This is a genomic window from Microbacterium sp. W4I4 (genome assembly GCF_030816235.1).
Lineage (GTDB): Bacteria > Actinomycetota > Actinomycetes > Actinomycetales > Microbacteriaceae > Microbacterium.
Map to the genome: position 1 here is coordinate 1549330 of NZ_JAUSXT010000001.1, position 24434 is coordinate 1573763.

Here is a 24434-nt window from a genome sequence, read left to right on the forward strand (position 1 = left end):
GGATATGGGGGTTCGGCATCCCGAATCGGGGTCGCCGTCACGGGTGATCCACCCGTGCGACGAACGGATGCGGATGCGCGACGAACGGCGGCGTCCGCGGCGCCGCGAGGGGTGCGATCGCCGGCCGGACGTGGGACGCCCGGCCGGCGATCGGTACGGCTCAGGCCATCTTCTTCGAGAGTTTCCAGGCCGCGTCGATCAGCCGGTCCACGTCGCTCGGCTGATGGAACAGATGCGTGGACACGCGGAGCGGACTGTGCTTGGCGGAGTCGCCGATCACCGACAGCGACGTGTTGCGCACCTCGATGCCGTACTCGTCGAGCAGCCGCGAGACGAAGGCAGCGGACTTCGCGGAGTCCTTGACGTCGGCGGGATTCTGGAACGGGTTGAACCCCGTCAGCGCACAGGTCAGACGGGTGTCGCTCTTCGCGGAGTACAGGGACTGGATGCCCCAGCGTTCCACGATGAGCTCCTTGGTGCGATCGGCCAGTCCGACCACACGGTCCTGGATGCGCTGTCGGCCGATCTCATCCCAGATCTCGCCCGCCTTCTTCACCCCGGCGTTCAGCGCCTTGGTGCCGTTGCCGATGCTCTGGGCGTACTTTCCGATGTCCTGCGACTCGTCGCGCGAGCGCAGGTCGACGGACTCGTCCCGCGGGTAGCCGGACGACACCATCGGCCAGAACTCGGGCAGCGGGGTCGGATTCGCGGCGGTCACACGGTTGCGGATGTAGAGGATGCCGGTGCCGCCCGGTGCGCACTGCCATTTCGCGCCGGCGCCGGCGAGGAAGTCGACGCCCAGCTCCCGGAAGTCGTAGGCCATCATGCCGGGGATGTGCGCACCGTCGACGACCGTGATGATCCCGTGCTGCTGAGCGAGCTCCGCCAGCATCCGGATCGGCAGCATGGTGCCGGTGAGGTAGGTCGGCGCCGAGAACATGATCACCTTGGTGCGGCCGGTGATGCCGGCGCGGAACAACTCGACGTAGTCCTCCGCAACCTGATCGTCTCCGATCGGCAGCTCGACGCGCTTGATCACCACGCCGTAGCGGTCTCTGGCCAGCGCCAGCGGGGTGTCACCGCCGGAGTGCTCGTGATTGGTGGTGAGGATCTCGTCGCCCACGCGGAGGTTGAGCCCCAGCAGCGCCTTGGACATGCCGTCGGAGGTGTTGTGCGTGATGACGATCTCGTCGGTGTCGACGCCGTGGGCTTTCGCGATGACAGCGCGCACGTCGGCGAAGTCGCTGTACGACGCCTCCGCGTCGCGCGCCACCTGCCGGTGCACGGCGTCGACGACGTCGAGCACCTGGCGCGGGGGCGATCCGACGGTTCCGACGTTCATGTACAGGATCCGCTTGTCGAGGGTGAACATCTCCCTGACCTTGTTCCAGTACCCGGTGTCGGAGGCCGCGGGGACGACGGTGGATGCCGCCGCCGGGGATGCGATTCCGAGGGTTCCGAGGCCCACGGTGCCGGCACCGGCGCCGAAGAGCTTGAGGGCGGTGCGGCGGGAGAATCCTGTGCTCTGTGCAGTGTTCGAAGACATTGTGTTCACTCCTTATCGGACGGCGATCGCGCTGATCTCGACTTTTGCGCCCAGCGGCAGTTCGGCGACCTCGACGGTCGCGCGAGCGGGGGCTGCCTCGGTGCCGAAGTATTCGGCGTAGACGACGTTGAACTCGGCGAAGTCGGCCATGTCGGCCAGGTACACGGTGGCGCTGACGACGTCGCCGAGGTCGAGCTTCGCCTCCTTCAGGACGGCCTCGATGTTCTGAACCGACAATGCGGTCTGCTCGGCGATCGTCTGGCCGTTGTCGATCGCGCCGACCCTCGGATCGATGGGCAGCTGACCGGAGACGTACACCGTGCCTCCCGCGGCGATGCCCTGAGAGTAGGGCCCGATCGCCGCGGGTGCGTCGGGGCTCTCGAGAACCTTCTTGGCGGAGGATCCGCGGTCGGGCTGAGCGGGTGAACCGGCGTGTGCCGAGCCCCCGATTGCAGAGGTCACGGCGAGACCCGTGACCACGACGACCCCGGCGACGGACAGTGCCGTGGTTCGGGGTCGAGAGGCGAAACTGAACAAGATAATCTCCTTCGAGTTCGGTTCGAGCGCGACGATGCGACTCGCAATGCGGCGGCACGTTCAGAACGGGACGTCGCGTGCCGGCCACGTTAGGGAGGAGCCTCCTGGGGCACCATGACCGCCGTCGGACCCTGCGCGACCATGCGACGAACGGTGCAGGAGACGCGATGAGCGGTATACCGGTATACGGCGGGCGTTGCGCAGGGCGCCTCACCAGGCGCTTCGCAGGTCGCAACTCGCCGTCTCGTCGGCGGGGACGCGGCGTGCTGCGCCCTGCGAGCGAGGGTTGGGCGTGGGCCGCAGTGCCTCAGGCCGCGCGGAGCGAGGCGGCGATCAGCACCTCGGCTGCGGCGAGCGCCTGGTCGGCCGCGACGGGGCTGCCGGAGATCGCCGCGGTGCTCTGAGCCCCTTCGGCGAGGATGGCGAGCTGCGCGGCCAGCAGCTCGCTGCCGCCCAGCTCGGCCACGAGGCCGGCCATGTACTGCTGGAACGTCTTCTTGTGCTCACGGACGAGAGCGGCGACCTCGGGGTCAGTGCCCCCGAGCTCGGCGAAGGCGTTGATGAACGCGCAGCCTCGGAAGTCGTCTGCGCAGAACCAGCTCTGCAGGTACGAGAAGACGGCGATCAGCTGGTCGTGCGCCTCCGGACCCGCAGCATCCACACTGTTCGTCACGCCCTGCTCCCAGGAGTCGTGCGCGCGCGAGAGCACCCCCTTGATGATGTCGGACTTGGACGGGAACTGCCCGTACAGCCGGCGCAGCGACACCCCGGCCGCCGCGCGGAGCTCGTCCATGCCGACAGCCGCGTATCCCTTGCTGTAGTAGAGATCCGCTGCGGCCGAGAGGATCTTCTCGCGTGCCTCGTCATCTGTCATTCCTCCAGTGTACTTGACATGAGAACGATCGTTCTCTACCGTGAGGGAATACCCAGCGAGAACGAGCGTTCTCACTGCCAATGATCCTCAACGGGGATCCTGAGAAAGGAACTCATCATGGCAACGATCAAGGTCGGCACCGAGAACAGCACCGACATCGAGCTGTACTACGAGGATCAGGGTTCCGGCCAGCCGGTCGTTCTGATCCACGGCTACCCGCTCGACGGACACAGCTGGGAGCGTCAGACCCGCGAGTTGCTCGCACAGGGCTACCGCGTGATCACGTACGACCGCCGCGGATTCGGCCAGTCATCCAAGGTGAACGACGGATACGACTACGACACCTTCGCCTCCGACCTGAACACGCTGCTCGAGACCCTCGACCTGCGCGACGTCATCCTGGCCGGCTTCTCGATGGGCACCGGCGAGCTGGCCCGCTACGTCGGCCGCTACGGCCACGAGCGTGTCGCCAAGCTCGCGTTCCTCGGATCCCTCGGCCCGATGCTCGTCGCCGGCGAGCAGAACCCGGCCGGAGTCCCCCAAGAGGTCTTCGACGGCATCGCGGCGACCGCCAAGGCCGATCGCTTCGCCTGGTACACCGCCTTCTACTCCGACTTCTACAACCTCGACGAGAACCTCGGCACGCGCATCAGCCAGGCCGCCGTCGACGGCAGCTGGAACGTCGCCATCGGCAGTGCTCCTGTCGCCTCCTACGCCGTCGTCCCGGCATGGATCGAGGACTTCAGCAGCGACATCGCGGCCGTCCGCGAGAGCGGCAAACCCGTCCTCATCCTGCACGGCACCGCCGACCGCATCCTGCCGATCGACTCGACCGCCCGTCCATTCCACGCACTGGTGCCGGAGGCCACCTACGTCGAGATCGAGAACGCTCCTCACGGTCTGCTGTGGACCCACACCGACGAGGTCAACGCCGCACTCACGGAGTTCCTCCGCAAGTGAGCGCTCGTGGGGCCCGGGGAGAGACTTCCCCGGGCCCCACGGAACGCCGCGCGGTCGCCCCTCCCCGTTCGCCGCAACACGCGTCCAAGTGCGCATGCGCATATGCTCGTCTGGCAGAGAGGGAGGGTCGCCTATGTCCGCGACGATGCACGATGTCGCCCGCCTGGCGGGCGTCTCGGCGAAGACCGTGTCGAACGTCGTGAACGACTACCTGCACGTGCGACCGGCGGTGCGCGAGCGTGTCCGAGCAGCGATCGCCGAGCTGGACTACCGACCGAATCTGAACGCGCGCGGCCTGCGCTCCGGCCGGTCCCGAGTGATCGGTCTCGCCGTGCCGTCGTTGCGCGAGAACTACTTCGCCGAACTGGCCGACGCCGTGATCCGGGCCGCGGCACGACACGATCTCATCGTGGTCGTCGAGCAGACCGGCGGCCGACGCGAAGCCGAGCTGAACGCGGTGTCGAACAGCCGCCCGCGACTGCTCGACGGACTGCTGTTCAGCCCCGTCGCACTCGGGCAGGACGACGTCGACGCTCTCGACGTCGGCAGCCCGCTGGTGCTGTTGGGAGAACGGATCTTCGGCGGTCCCACCGACCACGTCACCATGCACAACACCTCGTCGGCCAGGGCCGCGACCGAGCACCTGCTCGGGATCGGTCGTCGCCGGATCGCGGTCATCGGCGCCGACCCCCGGGGCGCCGAGGCGAACTCGGCGAACCTGCGCGTGCGCGGGTACCGCGAGGCGCTTGAGAGCGCGGGCGTGCCGATCGACCCCGCGCTCGTGAGGGAGACCCCGATGTCGGAGTGGCACCGGGCCGGCGGCGCCGCCGCGATGCGGCGCCTGATCGACGACGGCGTGCCGTTCGACGCGGTCTTCGCGCTCAGCGACACGCTCGGACTGGGTGCGCTGCGCGCACTCGGCGAGCGCGGTCGACGCGTGCCGGACGACGTGGCAGTGATCGGCTTCGACAATATCGACGAGAGCGCATACTCGCTGCCCTCGATGTCGACCGTCGACACCGGCCGCGACGATATCGCGGCGATCGCCGTCGAACGGCTCATTCTGCGCATCGACGAGAAGGACGATCGTCGCGCGCCCGAGACGTTCAAACCCGACTTCCGCATCGTCGCGCGGGAATCGACGGGCCACAGCGACGCCGAGCAGCTCTGACCCCTGACGAAAGTCACCCCTGGATCCTTCGGACTATGGCCGAACGTCGATATTTACCACGTAGTAAATGACCGCTAGTCTCAGCCTTGTCGAGCAGCAACGCCGCTGCCGAACACCCTTCGAGAAGGAAGTATCGTGTTCAGAATCCGCCGATCTCAAGACACCTGCCCACCCACCCGCAGCCTTCGACCCTTCGCTGCCGCGGGACTCGCGCTGACTCTCGTCCTCGGAGCCGTGCCGGCCGTCGCACAGGCCGCCGACGCCACTCCGACGCCCGGCCCGACGATCGTCGCCGACGCCGACTCCCCGACCGGCTACACCGGTCACTTCGTCTACTACGACCCGGATGCGACGTCGGTCGTCTTCGTGGCCGACATCCTGCTGCGCAACTGGGCCGACCAGTCCGACACCCGGGTCTACCAGCCCGACGAGTACAAGCCCGGACTCATGCGCGGAGGTGGCGGCTACGAGGTCGCGATGACGAACGTCGGAGACGGCTACTGGGTCACCGACGTTCCACTGGCGGCCGGTGTGAACCAGTACTGGTTCTACGTGGACGGCGACCGCAACTACTGGGCGCCCGACCCTGCCAACGCACCGAACTTCGCACCCGACGGCCTCACCGGAAATGCACGCCGCGCCTTCAACAAGGTGTACGTGCCGTACGACGACGCCAAGCAGGATTTCGCTCCGCTTGAAGCCCGGCAGATCGAGCTCGAGCGCGCCGACGCGCCCAAGGGCGACTTCAGCTACGTGCCGTTCGAGATCGGCGGCACGACGCGCACCGTCGGCGTCTACCTGCCCCCGGGATACGACCCCGACCGCGCCGAGCCGTACAAGACCATCTACATGCAGCACGGCAGCGGACAGGACCAGTCCGACTGGATGACCATCGGTGATGTGCCTGTCATCATGGACAACCTCATCCAAGATGGCGACACCGAGCCCGCGGTGGTCATCTCGACGAACTCCACCTACATGGGTGCGGCGAACCAGGGATACCAGAACCTCCGCGACGTCGTCATGCCGTTCGTCGAGGGGAACTACAACGTGTCCACCAAGGCCATCGACCGCGCCTTCGCTGGCCTGTCGATGGGCGCCGGAATTACACAGAGCATCATCAACTACGACGCGACGGAGTTCGGCTACTACGGACCGTGGAGCGGCGGGGCGAGCGTGCGCGCGACTACGGAGAACATCGGCGCGCCGTACATCCTCTACGGCGGCGGCAAGTGGGACTTCGGACTTCCGAACGCCAACACCGTCGCCGATCTCGACAAGGTCGCTTTCGTGGAGAACGTGGTGGTCTCCGGTGCGCATGACTTCAACGCCTGGAACCAGATGTTCACCACGTTCGCCCGCGACTACGTGTGGCAGCCCGAGGCGTTCGTGCAGGACGAGATCGGCCAGCTCAAGGACGGCGTGGCCGCGTCCGGCCTGAACCAGGGCAACGCTAACGCACTGACGGTGAAGCTCGACGGGGCGCTCGCCCTTCTCGCCGCCGGTGACACCGCGGGCTCGCTGGACCAGCTCAACGTGTTCCTGAACCAGGTGAGCGTCTTCCAGAAGACCGGCAAGCTCACCGCCGACCAGGTGGACGGACTGCGCGCAGTCGCAGACCAGATCACCTTCAGCCTGGAGTACTGGCAGTAACCGCTCCGGCAGCAGCGACGAGGGCGTCGGCGGGTCTCGCACCCGCCGGCGCCCTGCAGGGAAACAAAAAACCCTCGGAGATTCCGAGGGTTTTTCTGTCTGTAGCAGGAGCGGGGATCGAACCCGCGACCTCACGATTATGAGTCGTGCGCTCTCACCATCTGAGCTACCCTGCCGCACGGCATCCGATCATAAGATCAGACGTTGCGAGCCCCGAGTCAGGATTGAACTGACGACCCCTTCCTTACCATGGAAGTGCTCTGCCACTGAGCTATCGGGGCGTGCTGCCCGTGTCAGGGCAACCAGACGAGATTACCATCAGCGAGCCCGTCTCACGAAATCGAGGCGTCAGTACGAGTACCGGCCCGCGTTCTTGCGCATCCAGTCCAGCGGATTGACCGTTGAGCCATTGATGATGATCTCGAAATGCAGGTGAGCGCCATAGGAACGACCGGTGTTGCCGACCTTTCCGATGGTGTCCCCGACCTTGACCTTCTGCCCGGCCTTGACCTGCAGCGAACCGTGCTGCATGTGCGCGTAGTGGCTCGTGACGACCTTGCCGTCGATGATGTGGTCGACGTATGCGGTGACACCGTAGGCGCCACCGGACTCGGTCGCGATCCGCACGGTTCCGTCGGCGATCGCCTGGATCGTCGCGCCGTTGCCGGGGACGAGGTCGATGCCCGCGTGCATGCGGCCGTTGCGCATGCCGTAGGGCGAGCTCATCGCGACTCCGACCATGAACGGCCACTGGATCGCGGCCTCAGGGTCGTTCGTGTACAGGCTGTCGGAGAAGCGGATGTTCTCTTCGGCCGCGACATCGATCAGCGAGACCGTCGAGTACTCGTCCGAGCGCACCAGCGCCTCGTCCTTCACGCCGGACGAGGCGACGAACGCCTGGATCTCGTCGTCGGGGACCTTCGCAGTCGACTTCTGGGCATCCGCGGCGACGAGGGATGCGACCGGAGCCGCCCCACCCTGCGCGGCGGCCACGGCAGTGGCCGGCAGCGTCATCGACACGGCCATGAAGCCGGCCACCGTCATGACGCCGAGGCTCGCGCCTGCGGCGACGAGGCGCTTCGCCACACGATGGCGACGCGGAGCCGCGTGCACGGATGCGGGAGTCGCGCCGACGAGCAGAGGCTCATCGGAGGCGGAGGCGGAAGCTGCGGGCTCGTCATCGCGGACGGGCGCGAAACCGAGAGCACCGGATGCCTGCGCGAACGCATCCATGACGGGAGTCGACTCGGTCTCGGGCTCGACGACCGGCTCGGTTGCCTCGACGACCGGCTCGACCTCGACGACGGGGATGTCCGCATCCTCGGCCGCGGCGACGACGGCCGCGGGGACGACGGATGCCGCAGACGCGGCGAGAGCGAGGCGCAGAGCGCGGCGACTCATCGTGATGTCTGCGGACTCGACGGGTGCGCTGACAGCATCCGACGTCGCAATGATCTCGGGAGTCTCCGAAGGTCCGGTTGCCGCGGTGCGGAGTCGGTTGGATCGGCGCGTGGGCGCAGACTCATCCTCAGGGCGTACAGGGGGCAAATCAGATCTCTCGGGTCGCGGTCAAGCTCGGGGGCGCTTGGTCACCTTCGAAATCAGGGTAACGAAAGTAACGATCGGGTAAAGACTACATCTTCAGGGCTGAGAAAGCCATGAGTCCGAGCGCGTGGCGAACGCTCGACTCACGCACCACCGCCAATGATGTCGAGCAGCCGCCCGTGGACAGCCGGCCCTCCGGCGACGAGCATCGGGCGAGCGCTGTCCAGCTCCAGCCTTGTCGCCGATCCTCCGGCCTCCTGCACGAGGATCGCCCCGGCGGCGAAGTCCCACGCATTCAGTCCGCGCTCGAAGTATCCGTCCAGTCGTCCAGCGGCGACATAGGACAGGTCGATCGCCGCCGAGCCCATCCGGCGCAGGTCGCGCGCCATCGTCATCACGCGGCGCACCATCGCGAGGTCGCCGTCGTGCGTGGCGGGGTCGTAGCCGAAGCCTGTTCCGAGCAGCGCGCCGGCCGGCGTCTCCTCGTTCACCGCGAGGCGCGTGCCGTCCAGCCATGCGCCCTCACCGCGCACCGCGGTGAACAGCTCCCCGAGCACGGGGGCGTTCACAGCGGCCGCAACGCCCTGCCAGCGCTCCGGATCGGGCTCGCCCTCCACCACCGCGATGCTCACCGAGTACGACGCGATGCCGTAGGCGTAGTTGACGGTCCCGTCGATCGGGTCGACCACCCAGGTCAGTCCGCTGGTGCCGCGGTCGGCGCCGGTCTCCTCACCGAGGAATCCGTCGCCCGGCCGCTCGGCGCGCACCCGGTCGCGAATCAGGCGCTCCACCTCGCGGTCGGCCTCCGTGACGATGTCCGCCAAGGTCGACTTGGTCGCGGCCAGCGACACGCCCTCGCCCCGTCGACGCTTGGCCAGATCGCCCGCCTCACGCGCGATGTCCGCGACGAGCGCACCGAGATCGACGTCGCTCACTGTGCGCCTCCCGGCATGGTGGGCGGCGGTGGGAACGAACCGTTCGCGCCCGGGGGCGCCGGCGGCACGGGCGGAGCCGGCGGGCTCTGCGGTGCGACGCCGTAGTCGGGCGCGGGCGTTGCCACCGGGGCTGCGGGAGCCGGCTGCTCGGGAACGTACGGCGCCGGGGGCGCTGCGGGTGCCGGCTGGTCGGCATCCTGGGGCACCGCGTACGGAGCCTGCGGCACAGCATCCACGACCGGGAAGTCCTGTGTCGGGGCCGGCGCCGCGTAGGTCGGGTAACCGGTGTAGTACGCGTTCCAGTCGGGTGAGCCATCGGGCATCACCGGCAGCGGCGTGCGGCCGTCGGCGTACGTCGGCCACGCCTGCTGCGGCTGCACGGCCTGCGCGGGTGCGCCCTGCGGGGCCTGCACCTGCGGGCGCGGCGCGCGAGGGGCGAACAGCGCGTTCAGCAGCGGGATGAGAGTGGTGCCCACCGCCACGAGGATCGCCAGCGCGATCACGATGCGCCAGTACAGGTCGTTGTAGTGGAGCTGGTCGGGGAAGGTGAGGAAGAAGACCAGCATCGCCACGAGCAGCGCGAGCATGACGAAGGTCACGATCACGACGACCCGCGTGAACATCGTCACGTAGCGCTGCGCCGCATGCAGGAACAGTCGCACGTGCACAAGCGTGAGCTGGAGGATCCCGATGACCACGAGGAACTGCAGAACCCGCATGCCCCCGGACGAGCTGCTGAACCCGTACCCGTAATCCGGCTCGGGTGCGGGCAGCCAGATCTTGACGGCGCCGACGAGCAGCACGACGATCCAGGTGACCATGCTCGCGAGCACGAGCCATTCGGGGCGGCGTGCGGCGACGTTGGACTCGACGATCGCGATCCCCGCGAAGGCCGCCAGCAGCAGGATCGTGAGGAACGCGCGGCCGATGATGCCGTCCTGATTGCCGATGAGCACCCAGACCACGCACACGATGGCCGCCGCGATCAGTGAGCCGATCGCGATCCAGATCGCACCGCGCATCAGTTTCGAGGTCATGGACGTCGCCGCGGGCGGCGGTGTGGTTTCAGACATGAGGGTCCTCCCGGTCGCTCTCATCCTGCCATGCGACGGGACGGGGCGAACGGATGCCGATGTCAGCGGGCGGTCTTCTTCGATGCGGCGGCGAACCCGGCCACGCGCGCCTGAGCATCCGGGGTATCGAACGCCGCACCGATCGAGCTGGCCTCCTCGGCCAGCTGCTCGGCGAAGGTGCGCGAGGGCTGCGAGCGCACCAGTCGCTTCGCGTGCCCGTAGGCACCGGCGGCGCCTGCCAGCCAGAACCGCGCCACCTGCTCGGCGCGCTCGCGCACGGCATCCGCTTCCGCCGCGGCATCCTGGGTCCCTGAGCCCGTCGAAGGGCCCTCGACCGCCTCGGCGACGAGTCCCCATTCCACGGCTTCGGATGCCGTCAGCATCCGGTCCTGCAGCACCAGCTGCAGTGCGCGGCGCTCGCCGATCGCCCGCGCCAGCTGCGCCGAGACCGACAGGTCGGGGGTGAGGCCGATGTTCGCGTACAGGCTGCCGATCTTCGAGCCTGCGCCGACGATCGCGTAGTCGCTGCACATCAGGATGCCGAGCCCGCCGCCGGCCGTCGTGCCGTGCGCCGCCGCCACGACGGGGATCGCGGAGGTGGTGAGCGTGAGGATGCCCTCGTTGATGACGTGCGCGAGCGAGGTGATGTCCTCGCCGCCGCCCATGCCCGTGGCCATCGCCAGAACGTCTCCCCCGGCGCAGAAGGCGCGTCCGTTGGCATCCAGCATGATCGCCCGCACGTCGTCACGCCCGACCGCCTCAGCCGTGACGTCGCGCCACGCCATCGCCAGGTCGGCGTCGAAGGCGTTCAGGCTCGCGGGCCGGTTCAGTGTGAGGCGCGCGAGGCCGTCATCGACCGTGAAGAGGATGGATTCGGTCATGGGATCTCCTTGCAGCGGGTCTTTGCGGCGGTCTGGTTCAGCGTATCGCCGGGGCCTCGGCGTGCACCTGCTGCGGCGTCCGGTCCCGGATGAGGAATCCGAACCCGAAGGCGATGAAGAACATCAACACGCCGTAGACGGCGGCGGGCAGCATGAGCTCGGTCGAGCCGAGCACGGTCTGCGCGATGACGATCGCCAGAGTCGCATTGTGGATGCCGATCTCGAACGACGTCGCGATGGCCTGGCGCCTGCCGATCTTCAGCATCCGCGGAACCACGAAGCCGATGCCGAGACTGATCAGGCAGAACAGGATCGTGATGACCGCGAGCTGGGCGAAGTTCTCGGAGAGCAGCTTCCAGTTGGATGCGACGGCGCCGGCGATCACGACGACGAGGATGACGACGCTCGCGATGCGCACCGGCTTGTCCATGCCATCGGCGAACCTGGGCCAGAACCTGCGGATAAGCATCCCGAGGGCCACCGGAAGCAGCACGATCGCGAAGACTTCGAGGGCCTTGTCCCATTGCAGCCCGAGCTGATCGTCGAAGGGCTCGAAGTAGAGGATCGCGACGTTCGTGATCACCGGGAGGGTGATCACGGCGATCACCGAGTTCACAGCGGTCAGCGAGATATTCAGTGCGATGTCGCCGCGGAAGAGGTGGCTGTACAGGTTGGCCGTGGTGCCTCCAGGCGAGGCCGCGAGCATCATCATGCCCACGGCGAGCACCGGTGGAAGATCGAAGAGCAGCACGAGTCCGAAGCACACCACCGGCAAGATGATCAACTGGCAGAACAACGCGGTGATCACCGCCTTCGGCTGCTTCAGCACGCGTGCGAAATCTGCAAGCGTGAGGCTCAGGCCGAGGCCGAGCATGATGATGCCGAGTGCGATCGGCAAGGCAATGGTGGTCAACGTTGATCCCATGGGACTCAGTATGACCCAATGTGAATCTCAGTACCTACTGTTTTGACCAATGCGAGATCGAGACGCCATCAATCCTCGCTGAGCACCCGCATCACGAACTTCTCCATGCGCGCCCGCGTGCCGTCCAGGCGCATGTCGGCCTGCCCGGGCGCGCGCACCTCGTTCGGGGCGAGCGGATGCGCGAGGCGCACGTTGTCGTGGCAGGACAGGTCCGCGCAGATGTACGTGCCGGCGCTGTCGCCGCGACGCCCCTTCGTTCCCCCGCGGCGCGCGGTGAGCAGCGCCACCTGGTTGCCGGGCTGCAGCGTGTGGCAGATGTTGCACATGCCCGAGCGCACTCGTGCCGGATCGGTCGCTCGCAGCACGATCCCCACCGGAGCACCCTCGTGCTCGACGATCACCACCGCGCGGCGGCTGGATTCCGGGTCGCGCCACGCGAGGAAGTCGACGTAGTCCCAGTCGGTGAGGATGAGATCGTGCGGCATCCCGACCTCGGCGACCTCATCGGCATCCGCGTTCCGGATCGCATCTCGGATCTGGGTCTCGGTCAGTGCTCGCATCGATTCAGTCTAGGAAGGATCGCCGCCAGGGGACGAGTGGTCCACGCCGGTGAGCAGGAATGCCCGTCGGGTCGCGTGATCGATGCCGGCAGCGTCATTGGCGGACATCGCCGCCTGCAGCCCTCGATACGCGGGCTCGAGCTCCTCCACTGCGGCTCCGAGTCCATCACGGGCGCTGAAGGCGTGATGCCCCAGTGGCACGCCGAAGCGCTCGATGATGCCGATGAGCACGCGGTTGGGGCATCGTTCCACGAGCCGCTGGAAGTACTCACCCGATACCACGGCCGCAGCGATGGCGTCGCTCTCGGCGAGTCGGTCGGCCGTCCTTCCGGCGAGTTCTGCCAGAAGCATGCGATCGGCTTCGGTGAGCACGGGTACCGTCAGGGCACTGACTCCCACGATCATGACGCCGAGGGTCTGCAGATTCTCCACCACCCGATCGGCGCGGGGCATGGCGACGATGGTGTGCGACTGCGGCGCCGACTCCACGAGCCCTTCGATCACGAGCGCGTGCAGAGCCTGACGGATCGGTGTCGCCGAGACGCCCAGCCAGCCGCGCAGCGCCGCTTCGTCGAGCCGCTCGCCTGGCGCGAGGACACCGGACAGGATCGCCTCGCGGATGGTCAGATGCACCCGTTCACGGACCAGCTGCCGCGGCACCTCGCCGACTCGACTCGCACTGGGAATCGGCATCCGCATCCTCCTCAGGCCAATTGAAATTTGAGTTTCAGCCTCCAGCATAGTACGGTCGCACTGACCGAGTGTTCCCCAGCCCCGGTCACGGTTCCGGCCTGGGTAACCGTGTGATCAGTCCCCTCATTTCAGATCGCACGGCGCGTGCTCGTCACGCGGGGTCGGCGCCGCTTGAGAACGGGGTCCCCGTGCAACACGGCGGCCCCGTTCTTCTCTCCCCTCGGCAGTGCCCCTCGCACGCGGCTCGACCCTCGCCCGAGGCGGCGGACTATTCGGTCACGTCGAACAATCCGTGCGCGCCGCGCTCGGCGTCGAGCATGAAGTGAGACACGAACGGGTAGGTGCCCTTCTCAGGGAAGGTCAGCTCCACGAAGCCGCCCTGCGCGGGCTGCAGTCCGAGCGCCTGCGAGCCGGTGTCGGCCGACCTGTTCAGGAGATACGCGCCCTCGGACCAGACGGTGTCGAACTGTCCGCCGATGACGTGGAAGCTCGTCGGTCGCTCGATGCCGGCATCCAGCACCCACACCCGAACCCGCTCACCGACCTTCGCCTCGAGCGGCGCGTGATCGTACTGGTTCGCGTAGCCGTTGAAGGTGACCAGGTCGGGGTCGCGCGTGGCGATCCTGTCGACGTCGACTTCGCCGCCGTCGTGGTCTCCCAGGTAGTACTCCCCCTGCACGAGCACGTAGCTGCGGTCCACCGCGGGCAGGTCGGCGGGTTCTATGACGACGCCGCCGTACATGCCGTTCGCGATGTGCGCTGTCATGGGCATGGTCGAGCAGTGGTACATCCAGATGCCGGCGCGGGTCGCGGTGAACGTGTACGTCAGGCTCTCCCCCGGCGCGATCGTGCGCATCGGATGGTCGGGCGCGAGAACCCCGGCGTGGAAGTCGATGGAGTGCCCCATCGAGCCCTTGTTCACCAGCGTGATGACGAACCTGTCGCCCACCCTGCCGTGCAGCAGCGGCCCCGGTGCGGACCCGTTGTAGGTCCACAGCGTCTGGGTGATGCCCGGCGCGACCTCCTTCTTCTCGTCGCGCACGGTGAGCGTCAGCTCGCGGGTGACGGGAGAAGCGGATGCCGGAAGCGGATCCAGCGCGGCCCGGTACGGCGTGAAGTCGGGGCCGGGCTCGGCATCCGTCTTCGCGCCCATGTCGTGCCCGGCGTGCGCGTCGTCGGTCGCAGCCGGTGCGGGGGCGGCTCCGCTCGCGACGATCTGCAGTGTCATGCCCATCTGCCGGTGGCCGACGATCGAGCACCAGCCGTCGAGGTCGCCGGTGATCACGCCCACGTCGATCGTCTCGGACTGCCCGGGAGCGAGTCGCTTGCCCGCGATGCCGTTCGCGAACACCAGGTCGTGCACGAGCGACGCGTCGGTGTTGGTGACCTCGATGATCAGGCGGGTGCCGGCCGGGACCTCGATGCGGTTCGGGGTGAAGCGCATGTCCGCCGCCTCGACCTGCACGGTCCGCACCGGGGCATCCGCATCCCCCGTCGCCGCCGCGCTCCAGCCGAGCCCGACCGGATCCGCCGCCGCGGTCCCGGCGACGACCAGCAGCACGGCCAGCAGCCCCGCGACGGCCTGCCCGGCGCGGCGACCCTGCGGCTGCTCACCCTCGGGCACCATGGGTCCGTGCCGGCGCGCCGGCCTCTGCGCGCGGGCTGGATCAGAAACGTCGCTCGCAGCGGCCTCCCGCACCGAGGATGGATCAGAAACGTCGCCCGCGGCGGCCTCGGGGATGCTTTTCTGCCCCACACCGGCGAGGCCGGGCGCCTTGGCGCGGCGCTGCGCGCGCATCGCGCGCAGCATCACGACCAGGAAGGATGCCATCGCGATCAGATACAGGACGGATGCCGCCACACGCATCAGGCTCGACACCGGCAGGGCACAGACGGCGAGCGCGGCGTTGGCGACCGTAACCCGCAGCGGGCCCGCCGCATCGAACCCCGTGGTGCCGACGCGCACCGGAGTCGGGCCACCGCCGAGCACGACGGGGATCAGGTAGCTGAGCGCACCCAGCACGACCTGCGCGGCGAAGCCGGCGGCGAGATACGGGACGACCTGGTCGACGAGCGCGGCGAGCGCCTCGAAGCCCGAACCGTCGACGGCTGAGACGACCGCGCCGACCGCGAGCACTGCGACGGAGCCCGCCCACCACACCAGGGCCAGGCCTACGGACATGGCAGAAAAGCTGCGCGGAGCCTTCTGCCGGGCGGCGCGGAACAGCGAGACGCCGATGATCACGAGCCCGATCAGGTAGGCGACGAGCCCGACGCCGACGATCAGCAGCTGCGACAGCGCGGCACCGGTCGCGGCCGCGACGACACCACCGGCGAGCAGCGGCAGGGCGCGCGCGGCACCTCCTGCTGCGTGCCCGTCGGCACGCGTGCGCAGGATCGTCGGCCACAGGGTGACCACGGTGCCTGCCACCGTGAGGCCGATCCAGCCCAGCACGTTGAGGAAGGCGTGGGCCAGCACGAGGTTCGGCGCCCCGTCGCCGCGCGCGAGCCATGCGCCCAGCGACGCGCCGATGCTCAGCAGGGCGGCGGATGCGATGTAGTACCGGATCGTGCGGCCGAACCGACCGGGCATGCTGTGGCGGGACCGGTGGATCAGGCTCACCGCGTGCCAGATCACGGCCACGACCAGGGCCGCGGCTCCGACGATCGTGACCGGCCAGAGGCGCGTGAGGACACCCGCGATGACGATGGCGGCGCCGGAGTTGGACAGGATCAGGCGGATGTTCTGCGTGCGGCGATCGGCCTCGGTGGCCCGGCTGCGCAGCAGGGCGAACGAGAAGTACTGGCTCCACGTCAGGATCGCGTGGGTGACGGCGCCAAGCAGCAGCAGGTGCAACATCAGCCAGCCAGGCATCGGCAGGGCGCGGTGGGCGACGGCCGCGATGACGGTCAGCAGCAGCCAGACGACGGTGGGGATGTCGCGCATCGGCCAGAATCCGCGGTTCCTGGCCGGGGTCGGAGGTGTTGCGCCCAGGAAGTGGCTCATGCTGTGGTCCCGTCGGCATCCGCACCCGCATCCGCATCCGCACCCGTACCCGCACCCGCACCCGCACCCGCACCCGCACCCGCACCCGTTCGGGAGGAGTTCTCACGGATGGGAGGAGATTTCAGCAGCATCCGTCCTCCCGAGCCGGAGTTCTCCTCCCGAGCGGGAGCGACGACGGCGCCGACGGAAGCGGATGCCGAAGCGCGCTTCACCGGCCCCATCACGGCACTCGTCACGGCCGTGAGCACGAACAGCAGCAGTGCGATCACACCCAGCACCCCGCCGACCTGCCACGCGGCCGGGATCCCGAGCCCGTCGCCGATCCACACCCGCACGATCAGCGCGACCTGCAGCACCGTGATCGGCACCCAGAACGCGGGCCGGTACGGCAGCGGCAGGTGCAGCACGGCTGGGAGGATCGTGGTCGCGTGCGCCATGATCATCGAGAACGTGTACCCGAGGAACACCGCGTGGATCACCGCGTCGTAGGCGGGCTGCTCCGAGGGGTAGCCGAGCAGCAGCACGAGCGCGGCGACCGCCAGCCACACGTACCCGGCGAGGATGCACGCGGCCATGTAGCGGGTCACGCCCTGCGCGCGGATCGTGCGCCGGGCGACGTCGTGCACGACCAGCCACCCGGTCAGCGAGAGCAGGACGACACCGAGCAGCATCGCCCCGGCATCCGGGAAGACGACGCCGACGACCAGCGCGCCGGTCACCGCCCAGGCATGCAGCAGAAGCCGGATGCCGGCCTGCGGCCCCATGGTGATGCGCGCGAGTTCCACGCGCTCGGCGGCGATCGTCAGCACCAGGAATCCGATCAGCCACGGGATGATGCGCGTCATCTCGTCCTGGCCGATCCAGATCACGGCGCCCACCAGTCCGAGGCCGGCGGCGAGCAGCTGGGTGAGCAGGGCGGCATCGTACTGCCGCTGCCACAGGGGAATGTAGAGCAGGAGGAAGGCCGCGGCGCCCGCGGCCAGCACGATCTTGGCAGCGACCAGCGGCACCGGCGTCACGATGAGCAGGATGCCGCCCAGGCCCAGCAGGGCCGGGGCGAGGAACCCGATCGGTCGGGAGTAGGCGGTGGCGCGCTCGAGGCTGATCAGCGTGCCGACGAAACCGAGCACGAGCAGCATCCCGTGCACCTCGGGCAGGCGCTCGGTGGTGACCGGGGCGGGCAGACCGAGCAGCAGCATTCCGGCGTCGAGACCGGCGAGCAGGGCGAGACCGGCGGGCAGCATCCACAGCATCCGCACCGGCACCCGGCGGCGGGATGCCGTGCTCCGCGGACCGGCGTTCACGAGGCGGCGCGCAGCCGCAGGATGCAGGCGCCGTCGGCCTGGAACGGCAGCAGCCTGGCATCCGCCTGCGGGTCGCGCGAGCCGACGATGCCCGCGAGCATCCCCTCGTGCACGGCGCAGACGACGTCGGTGCGGCGCGCCGCGGCAGCGAGCAGCGGGCAGCGGTGCAGGACGATGTCCTCGCCCTCGACCTCGGGGGCGAAGCCCTGCTGACGCATCACGTCGATCGCCAGCGCGCGGGGGTCGTCGACGGCATCCGCCTGCTGCTCGACGATCTCGCCGCCCCACCGCATGCCGGAGGCACGGGCCTGTGCGGTCGGGTCCTCGCTCACGCGGGTCAGGGTGTCGGCGAGGGCGAGCGCCAGTCCGGCGTACGGATTCACGACGTCGGCCGGTGGGGCCTGCCAGAGCCATCCCGGGCGTCCGCGCCCCTGGACCTCGGCGCGGACGCGGCGCAGCCGGCCGTCGGCGCGCAGACGCGAGAGATGCTCGCGGACGGTGTTCTCGTGCAGGCCGGTCTCGGCGACGAGCTCGGCCGTGGATGCGGTGCCGCGGGACTCGACCTCGCGGAGGATCCTCTCCCGCGTGGACGAGTGGCGACGGCCGTCGACGCGCCGACGGATCCCGTCGTGCTGGCCGTCTTCGGAAGTTGGATTGTTTTCCACGGTATTCATTGTAATAAAATCGGGAGCGAATCATCCACACGCAGAGCGGGAGAAGAACATGGGAGACATCGAGATCCACCGATCGAGGTCAGAGGCGACCAACCAGTCCCCCACCGCAGGCTGCACCTGCGGCGAGGTCGACGAGGAGCTTCCCGAACTCGACGTGCAGACCATCCCGCACGCCGTTCGTCACGCCGCGATCTTCGGCGCGATCGAGTCGCTGCGCCCCGGTGCGGCCATGGTGATCTCCGCCACGCACAACCCGGTACCCCTGCTCACCCAGCTCGAAGCCAAGCACGGCGCCGCTTTCAAAGCCCGCTACCTCGACGAGGGCCCCGATCGCTGGCGCATCCTGGTCCGCAACGCGGCCTGAGTCGGAGCGGGCGACCGGATGTCGGCGGCCCGTGGCCGGGTCGGTGCATGGAACCAATCACCCTGCGCCCATGGTCGACCGACGATCTGCCGCTGCTGCGGCGCGGGAACACCCCCGAGATGACGACGTATCTCAACGGTCCGGAGACCGATGAGCAGGTCCAGGAGCGTCAGGAGCGCTATCTGCGGCTCTGCGAGTCCGGCGAAGCGCGCATCTTCGCCATCCTCGCGGCCGATCAGCCGGTCGGATCCATCGCGTACTGGCAGATGGAGTGGCACGACGAGCCCGCCTTCGAGGCCGGATGGTTCGTCGTGCCCGAGGCGCAGGGCAGAGGCGTCGCATCGCAGGCACTCGCCCTGATCATCGAAGATGCTCGGACGCAGCGTGGCGACAGGCGGATGCTGACCGCCTGCCCCGCCATAGAGAACATCGCGTCCAACAGCGTCTGCCGACACAACGGCTTCACGCTGCACGGCACGTTCACGGAGACCTTCCGCGGTGCAGATCTCGCCCACAACGACTGGGCGCTGGATCTGACCACGGTCTGAGCACGGATCACGCCCGCAGACAGAGGAAGGCCCCCGCGCTGCGAGGGCCTTCCTGATGTGGCAAGTACTGGATTCGAACCAGTGAAGTCGATGACGGCTGATTTACAGTCAGCTCCCTTTGGCCGCTCGGGCAACTTGCCAGTGCACCCCCGTCCGGCTTGTCCAGTCAACCGGGGGCGCGAGTATCAAGCATACCGGTCAGAACCGGCGTCAAGAAATCGAAGGCTCAGCTCCCGAACACACCGCGCTCCGACTCGGCGAGCGACTCGGGCGTGCGCAGCAGCCCGCCCTCCGAGCGGACCGTCGCCGCGGCGATCGCCATCGCCCGATCCAGCAGGCGCTGCCACTCGGCAGCCGACGACGGATGCCCCTCCACGAGCCCCTCGGCGACGGCGGCGAGCGTGGCATCCCCCGCCCCGACGGTGTCGATGACAGGCCCCGGCAGCGCGGCGATCGGGGCGGTGACTTCACCGGCATCCGACTCCAGCACGGCACCATCCGCCCCTGCGGTCGCCAGGACGGCGCTCACGCCCAGATCCCGCAGCCGAGCCCGCAGCGCGTCCAGATCGCCGTCGTAGAGGAGCACGGCGTCATCGGCACCGACCTTGACCAGCTCGGCGCGGGAGGCGAGCTGCTCGAAGCCGCGCACGAACTCCGCGCGGTCGTGCAGCATCCCGGCGCGCGGGTTCGGGTCGATCACCAGACGCGCGTCGCCCAGGGCATCCGACAGCGCCGCGACCTCGGCCTCGACATCGAACGGGAAGCAGCTGACGGCGACCAGCGCGGCCTGCGAGATCGCCGCGCGGGCCGCGTCGGAGTAACGGATGCTGCGCCGCTGCGCGGCCTCGTTGAAGACGTACTGCGGCTCGCCGTTCTCCGCCCGCTGGACGATCGCCCGCGAGGAGCCGAGCGCGGACGGGCTCTCGATCAGTGCCACACCATGATCGGAGAGGTACTCGCGGATGTGGTCGCCCGCGGCATCCGCTCCCATCATCGCGATCAGGGTGACCGGCACGCCGAGCCGCTGCAGCCCCACGGCCACGTTCAGCGCGGCCCCTCCGACCAGCTCGCGGATGCCAGTGGCATCCCGGATCTCATCGATCAGCGCATCGCCGATGACGACGACTTCCGTGTTCTCAGTGCTCACTCCGTGAGACTATCGCGAGGCGAGCAGCCTTCGCGGGCCGCACATGGCCGCATCCGCGCGTGGGAGGCGACCAGACGCACCCCGCGAACCCCGGATGCCGAGCGACTCGACGACGAAGGCCCCGGCCCTCCGAAGAGGGGCCGGGGCCTTTCAAGCGATCACACTCAGTTGTAGGTACCGGGCGTGATGTCGTCAGTCGAGAACGCGTCGAAGTCGACGTAACCGAAGTCGCCATCGGCGTACGCACCGTCGGATGCGAAGATCCGGTTCGGGTAGCGCTCGCTCTTGGCCTCTTCCGTCGCCTCGACCGCGATGTCGCGGTAGCGGCGCAGGCCGGTTCCGGCGGGGATGAGCTTTCCGATGATGACGTTCTCCTTGAGACCGATCAGCGGGTCGCTCTTGCCCTCCATGGCAGCCTGCGTGAGCACACGGGTCGTCTCCTGGAACGAGGCGGCCGACAGCCACGACTCGGTCGCCAGCGACGCCTTGGTGATACCCATCAGCTCCGGACGACCCGACGCGGGGCGCTTGCCCTCTGCCACGGTCTCGCGGTTGATCTGCTGGTAGCGCTTCAGGTCGACCATCTCACCCGGAAGCAGCGCGGTGTCAGCGTGGTCCACCACGGTGACCTTGCGCAGCATCTGGCGGACGATGACCTCGATGTGCTTGTCGTGGATCGGCACACCCTGCGAGCGGTACACGCCCTGCACGCCGTTGACGAGGTAACGCTGCACCTCGCGGGCGCCCATGACGCGCATGACCTCCTTGGGGTCCAGCGTGCCGACCTGCAGAGGCTGACCGACGGTGATGTGCTGGCCGTCCTCGACGAGAAGCGTTGCACGCTTCAGCACCGGGTAAACCACCTCTTCGTCACCGTTGTCGGGCGTCAGGATGACCTTCTTGCCCTTCTCGTTCTCCTCGATCGTGATGCGACCATCGGCCTCGGCGATCGGCGACGCGCCCTTGGGGGTACGCGCTTCGAACAGCTCCTGCACACGAGGCAGACCCTGGGTGATGTCACCCGCGGATGCCAGGTGGAAGTTACGCATCGTCAGCTGGGTACCGGGCTCACCGATCGACTGCGCGGCGATGATGCCGACAGCCTCTCCGATGTCCACCGTCTTGCCGGTGGCCAGCGAACGGCCGTAGCACTGTGCGCAGACACCGACAGCGGAGTCGCAGGTCAGGACCGAGCGGACCTTGATGGTCTCGACCCCTGCCGCGACCAGCTTGTCGATGAGCACATCGCCCACGTCCTCACCGGCGGTGGCGAGCACCTCGCCCTTGGCGTCGACCGCGTCGGCGGCCAGCGTACGAGCGAACACCGAGTTCTCGACGTTCGGGTCGCGCACCAGCACACCCTGCGAGTCCTGTGCGGCGATCGGGAGCTCGAGGCCCTTCGACGTGCCGCAGTCGTCCTCACGGATGATGACGTCCTGCGAGACATCCACCAGACGACGGGTCAGGTAACCCGAGTCGGCGGTGCGCAGAGCGGTGTCGGCCAGACCCTTACGGGTACCGTGCGTGGCGATGAAGTACTCCGCCACCGAAAGGCCCTCGCGGTACGAGGAGATGATCGGACGCGGGATGAGCTCACCCTTGGTGTTGTTCACCAGGCCACGCATACCCGCGATGTTACGGATCTGCAGCCAGTTACCACGGGCACCCGAGGTCACCATGCGGTTGATGGTGTTGTCCTTCGGGAAGTGCTCGACCATCGCGGCCTGCACCTCGCTGGTGGCAGCAGTCCAGATCTGGATGAGCTCGGAACGACGCTCGACGTCCGTGATCAGACCCTTGTCGTACTGCGACTGGACCTTCGCGGCCTTCTTCTCGTAGCTCGCGACGATCGCGCCCTTCTGCGGGGGCGTGATGACGTCGCTGAGCGCGACCGTGACACCCGAGCGGGTCGCCCAGTGGAAACCGGCATCCTTGATGCGGTCCAGCGTGGCGGCCGTCTCGACCTTGGGGTACTCCTCAGCCAGCTTGTTCACGATCTGCGAGAGCTTGCCCTTGTCGGCCACGCCTCGCACGAACGGGTAGCCCTTCGGCAGCGTGTCGTTGAAGATCGCCTGACCGAGCGATGCGTCCACGAGACCGTGACGCTCGTAGCCCTCGGGAGCCTCACCCTCGAGGAAGGTCAGACCGGGGACGCGGATGCGGATCTTGGCCTGCAGGTCGAGGGTGCCCTCGTCCTTCGCCAGGATCGCCTCGCCGACCGAACCGAACGCACGACCCTCACCGACAGCACCCTCCTTGACCGTGGTCAGGTGGTGCAGACCGATGATCATGTCCTGCGAAGGCAGGGTGACCGGGCGGCCGTCGGACGGCTTCAGGATGTTGTTCGATGCGAGCATCAGCACGCGGGCCTCGGCCTGCGCCTCGACCGACAGCGGCAGGTGCACAGCCATCTGGTCACCGTCGAAGTCGGCGTTGAACGCGGCGCACACCAGCGGGTGCAGCTGGATGGCCTTGCCTTCGACGAGCTGAGGCTCGAAGGCCTGGATGCCCAGGCGGTGCAGGGTGGGTGCACGGTTCAGCAGCACCGGACGCTCGCGGATGATCTCCTCGAGCACGTCCCAGACCTCGGGACGGGTGCGCTCGACGGCACGCTTGGCGGCCTTGATGTTCTGCGAGTGACCGAGGTCGATCAGACGCTTGATCACGAACGGCTTGAACAGCTCCAGAGCCATCTGCTTGGGCAGACCGCACTGGTGCAGCTTCAGCTGCGGACCGACGATGATGACCGAACGGCCCGAGTAGTCCACGCGCTTGCCGAGCAGGTTCTGGCGGAAGCGACCCTGCTTGCCCTTCAGCATGTCGCTGAGGGACTTCAGGGCGCGGTTGCCGGTACCCGTGACGGGGCGACCGCGACGACCGTTGTCGAACAGGGCGTCGACGGCCTCCTGCAGCATCCGCTTCTCGTTGTTGACGATGATCTCGGGAGCACCGAGGTCGATCAGACGACGAAGACGGTTGTTGCGGTTGATGACGCGGCGGTACAGGTCGTTCAGGTCGGAGGTCGCGAAGCGGCCACCGTCGAGCTGCACCATCGGACGCAGCTCCGGCGGGATCACCGGAACGACGTCCAGCACCATGGCGGCCGGGCTCATGCCGGTCTCCAGGAAGGAGCTGACGACCTTCAGGCGCTTGATCGCGCGGATCTTGCGCTGACCCTTGCCCTCGGAGATCTGCAGGCGCAGGTTCTCGGCCTCGCCCTTCAGGTCGAAGGCCTCCAGGCGACGCTTGATCGACTCCGCACCCATGTGGGCCTCGAAGTACTGACCGAACCGGTCCTGCAGCTCGTGGAACACGTCGTCCTCGGGACGAAGAGCGCCGACCTCGAGCGTGCGGAAGTCCTCCCACACGCGCTCGAGCTTGGCGATCGCCTCGTCGGCGCCCTTGCGGGTGAGGGTCATCTCCTTCTCAGCAGCGTCCTTCACCTTCTTCTTGGCGTCGGCCTTGGCACCCTCGGCCTCCAGGGCCGCGAGCTCCTCCTCCAGCTTGGCCATCCGCTCCGCGATCTTCGCGTCGCGGCGGTCGCCGAGCGTCTTCAGCTCGAGCCGGATGTTGTTCTCCTGCGTGGCCAGGTCGCGGTGACGAGCATCCGCGTCGACCGAGATCACCATGTAGGCGGCGAAGTAGATGACCTTCTCGAGGTCCTTCGGCGCCATGTCGAGCAGGTACCCGAGACGCGACGGCACACCCTTGAAGTACCAGATGTGGGTCACGGGGGCGGCGAGCTCGATGTGGCCCATGCGCTCACGGCGGACGGAGCTCTTGGTGACCTCCACGCCGCAGCGCTCGCAGACGATGCCCTTGAAGCGGACACGCTTGTACTTGCCACAGGCGCACTCCCAGTCGCGGGAGGGTCCGAAGATCTGCTCGCCGAAGAGGCCGTCCTTCTCCGGCTTCAGCGTGCGGTAGTTGATCGTCTCGGGCTTCTTGACCTCACCGTACGACCATCCGCGGATGTCGTCAGCGGTCGCGAGGCCGATTCGAAGCTCATCGAAAGTTGTTACGTCGAGCACTTGTTC

Annotated in this window: 20 protein-coding genes and 3 tRNA genes; 5 read left to right on the plus strand and 18 right to left on the minus strand. The window is 68.0% G+C overall.

Features of this window, described 5'->3' with window-relative positions:
* Positions 1 to 160 precede the first annotated feature (160 nt).
* From QF046_RS07425 to QF046_RS07435, 3 genes are all read right to left on the minus strand, one after another.
* Positions 161 to 1546: an aminotransferase class V-fold PLP-dependent enzyme gene (locus tag QF046_RS07425; protein ID WP_307367824.1), complete on the minus strand. Its 1386-nt coding sequence runs from the start codon at positions 1544 to 1546 to the stop codon at positions 161 to 163.
* 12 nt (positions 1547 to 1558) lie between these two features.
* Positions 1559 to 2083 (minus strand): Rid family detoxifying hydrolase, encoded by a 525-nt coding sequence (locus QF046_RS07430; protein WP_307367826.1) that lies wholly within the window; start codon positions 2081 to 2083, stop codon positions 1559 to 1561.
* A 307-nt stretch (positions 2084 to 2390) separates the two neighbouring features.
* Positions 2391 to 2957, minus strand: a complete 567-nt coding sequence (locus QF046_RS07435) for a TetR/AcrR family transcriptional regulator (RefSeq protein WP_307367828.1) — start codon at positions 2955 to 2957, stop codon at positions 2391 to 2393.
* Between the two features lie 117 nt (positions 2958 to 3074).
* On the opposite strand from QF046_RS07435, the gene QF046_RS07440 reads away from it, so the two are divergent.
* From QF046_RS07440 to QF046_RS07450, 3 genes are all read left to right on the plus strand, one after another.
* Positions 3075 to 3917 (plus strand): alpha/beta fold hydrolase, encoded by an 843-nt coding sequence (locus tag QF046_RS07440; protein ID WP_307367831.1) that lies wholly within the window; start codon positions 3075 to 3077, stop codon positions 3915 to 3917.
* Positions 3918 to 4050: 133 nt separating this feature from the next.
* The gene (locus QF046_RS07445) at positions 4051 to 5088 is read left to right on the plus strand and encodes a LacI family DNA-binding transcriptional regulator (RefSeq protein ID WP_307367834.1); all 1038 of its coding nucleotides are present in this window, start codon (positions 4051 to 4053) and stop codon (positions 5086 to 5088) included.
* 135 nt (positions 5089 to 5223) lie between these two features.
* Positions 5224 to 6741 carry an alpha/beta hydrolase-fold protein gene (locus QF046_RS07450; RefSeq protein WP_307367837.1) on the plus strand — a complete coding sequence of 506 codons (1518 nt, stop codon included), beginning with the start codon at positions 5224 to 5226 and terminating at the stop codon, positions 6739 to 6741.
* A 102-nt stretch (positions 6742 to 6843) separates the two neighbouring features.
* Here the strand turns inward: QF046_RS07450 and QF046_RS07455 are convergent.
* The 12 genes from QF046_RS07455 to QF046_RS07510 all read right to left on the minus strand — a co-directional run bounded on the left by QF046_RS07455 (position 6844) and on the right by QF046_RS07510 (position 18329).
* Positions 6844 to 6917: transfer RNA gene (locus QF046_RS07455), tRNA-Met, on the minus strand.
* 33 nt (positions 6918 to 6950) lie between these two features.
* Positions 6951 to 7022: transfer RNA gene (locus tag QF046_RS07460), tRNA-Thr, on the minus strand.
* 67 nt (positions 7023 to 7089) lie between these two features.
* The gene (locus QF046_RS07465) at positions 7090 to 8142 is read right to left on the minus strand and encodes a M23 family metallopeptidase (RefSeq protein WP_307367839.1); all 1053 of its coding nucleotides are present in this window, start codon (positions 8140 to 8142) and stop codon (positions 7090 to 7092) included.
* Between the two features lie 287 nt (positions 8143 to 8429).
* Complete coding sequence (locus tag QF046_RS07470; protein WP_307367842.1) at positions 8430 to 9221, minus strand: inositol monophosphatase family protein; 792 nt, start codon at positions 9219 to 9221, stop codon at positions 8430 to 8432.
* Positions 9218 to 10258 (minus strand): hypothetical protein, encoded by a 1041-nt coding sequence (locus tag QF046_RS07475; RefSeq protein WP_307367844.1) that lies wholly within the window; start codon positions 10256 to 10258, stop codon positions 9218 to 9220. The genes QF046_RS07470 and QF046_RS07475 overlap by 4 nt, the downstream gene beginning before the upstream one ends.
* A 98-nt stretch (positions 10259 to 10356) precedes the next feature.
* The gene (locus QF046_RS07480; protein WP_307367848.1) at positions 10357 to 11175 is read right to left on the minus strand and encodes an enoyl-CoA hydratase/isomerase family protein; all 819 of its coding nucleotides are present in this window, start codon (positions 11173 to 11175) and stop codon (positions 10357 to 10359) included.
* 37 nt (positions 11176 to 11212) lie between these two features.
* Positions 11213 to 12088 carry a bile acid:sodium symporter family protein gene (locus QF046_RS07485; protein WP_307367850.1) on the minus strand — a complete coding sequence of 292 codons (876 nt, stop codon included), beginning with the start codon at positions 12086 to 12088 and terminating at the stop codon, positions 11213 to 11215.
* Between the two features lie 80 nt (positions 12089 to 12168).
* Entirely contained in the window at positions 12169 to 12660 is a 492-nt protein-coding gene (locus QF046_RS07490; RefSeq protein WP_307367853.1) for an FBP domain-containing protein, read from the minus strand.
* A gap of 9 nt (positions 12661 to 12669) precedes the next feature.
* A complete protein-coding gene (locus tag QF046_RS07495; protein WP_307367856.1) occupies positions 12670 to 13353 on the minus strand; it encodes a GntR family transcriptional regulator in 684 nt (227 codons plus the stop codon).
* A gap of 268 nt (positions 13354 to 13621) precedes the next feature.
* A complete protein-coding gene (locus QF046_RS07500; protein WP_307367860.1) occupies positions 13622 to 16360 on the minus strand; it encodes a multicopper oxidase domain-containing protein in 2739 nt (912 codons plus the stop codon).
* Positions 16357 to 17664 (minus strand): hypothetical protein, encoded by a 1308-nt coding sequence (locus QF046_RS07505; RefSeq protein ID WP_307367863.1) that lies wholly within the window; start codon positions 17662 to 17664, stop codon positions 16357 to 16359. Before QF046_RS07505 ends, QF046_RS07500 begins: the two co-directional genes overlap by 4 nt.
* Complete coding sequence (locus tag QF046_RS07510) at positions 17661 to 18329, minus strand: metalloregulator ArsR/SmtB family transcription factor (protein WP_307367866.1); 669 nt, start codon at positions 18327 to 18329, stop codon at positions 17661 to 17663. The genes QF046_RS07505 and QF046_RS07510 overlap by 4 nt, the downstream gene beginning before the upstream one ends.
* A gap of 58 nt (positions 18330 to 18387) precedes the next feature.
* On the opposite strand from QF046_RS07510, the gene QF046_RS07515 reads away from it, so the two are divergent.
* Both QF046_RS07515 and QF046_RS07520 read left to right on the plus strand, forming a co-directional pair.
* A complete protein-coding gene (locus QF046_RS07515) occupies positions 18388 to 18702 on the plus strand; it encodes a DUF2249 domain-containing protein (RefSeq protein WP_307367870.1) in 315 nt (104 codons plus the stop codon).
* 47 nt (positions 18703 to 18749) lie between these two features.
* Entirely contained in the window at positions 18750 to 19250 is a 501-nt protein-coding gene (locus QF046_RS07520; RefSeq protein WP_307367873.1) for a GNAT family N-acetyltransferase, read from the plus strand.
* A 58-nt stretch (positions 19251 to 19308) separates the two neighbouring features.
* On the opposite strand, the gene QF046_RS07525 is transcribed toward QF046_RS07520, so the two are convergent.
* From QF046_RS07525 to rpoC, 3 genes are all read right to left on the minus strand, one after another.
* Positions 19309 to 19390 (minus strand) — tRNA-Tyr (locus tag QF046_RS07525).
* A gap of 86 nt (positions 19391 to 19476) precedes the next feature.
* On the minus strand, positions 19477 to 20397 hold the full coding sequence (locus QF046_RS07530; RefSeq protein WP_307367876.1) for a carbohydrate kinase family protein: 921 nt from the start codon (positions 20395 to 20397) through the stop codon (positions 19477 to 19479).
* 164 nt (positions 20398 to 20561) lie between these two features.
* Positions 20562 to 24428, minus strand: a complete 3867-nt coding sequence (gene rpoC, locus QF046_RS07535; RefSeq protein ID WP_307367878.1) for a DNA-directed RNA polymerase subunit beta' — start codon at positions 24426 to 24428, stop codon at positions 20562 to 20564.
* Between the last annotated feature and the right edge of the window lie 6 nt (positions 24429 to 24434).

Excerpts from the sequence above, each read along its gene's own strand:
- QF046_RS07425 (WP_307367824.1), bottom strand. The coding sequence starts at position 1,546 with ATGTCTTCGAACACTGCACAGAGCACAGGATTCTCCCGCCGCACCGCC.
- QF046_RS07435 (WP_307367828.1), bottom strand. The coding sequence starts at position 2,957 with ATGACAGATGACGAGGCACGCGAGAAGATCCTCTCGGCCGCAGCGGAT.
- QF046_RS07440 (WP_307367831.1), top strand. The coding sequence starts at position 3,075 with ATGGCAACGATCAAGGTCGGCACCGAGAACAGCACCGACATCGAGCTG.
- QF046_RS07445 (WP_307367834.1), top strand. The coding sequence starts at position 4,051 with ATGTCCGCGACGATGCACGATGTCGCCCGCCTGGCGGGCGTCTCGGCG.
- QF046_RS07465 (WP_307367839.1), bottom strand. The coding sequence starts at position 8,142 with ATGAGTCGCCGCGCTCTGCGCCTCGCTCTCGCCGCGTCTGCGGCATCC.
- QF046_RS07475 (WP_307367844.1), bottom strand. The coding sequence starts at position 10,258 with ATGACCTCGAAACTGATGCGCGGTGCGATCTGGATCGCGATCGGCTCA.
- QF046_RS07480 (WP_307367848.1), bottom strand. The coding sequence starts at position 11,175 with ATGACCGAATCCATCCTCTTCACGGTCGATGACGGCCTCGCGCGCCTC.
- QF046_RS07490 (WP_307367853.1), bottom strand. The coding sequence starts at position 12,660 with ATGCGAGCACTGACCGAGACCCAGATCCGAGATGCGATCCGGAACGCG.
- QF046_RS07495 (WP_307367856.1), bottom strand. The coding sequence starts at position 13,353 with ATGCCGATTCCCAGTGCGAGTCGAGTCGGCGAGGTGCCGCGGCAGCTG.
- QF046_RS07500 (WP_307367860.1), bottom strand. The coding sequence starts at position 16,360 with ATGAGCCACTTCCTGGGCGCAACACCTCCGACCCCGGCCAGGAACCGC.
- QF046_RS07515 (WP_307367870.1), top strand. The coding sequence starts at position 18,388 with ATGGGAGACATCGAGATCCACCGATCGAGGTCAGAGGCGACCAACCAG.
- QF046_RS07520 (WP_307367873.1), top strand. The coding sequence starts at position 18,750 with ATGGAACCAATCACCCTGCGCCCATGGTCGACCGACGATCTGCCGCTG.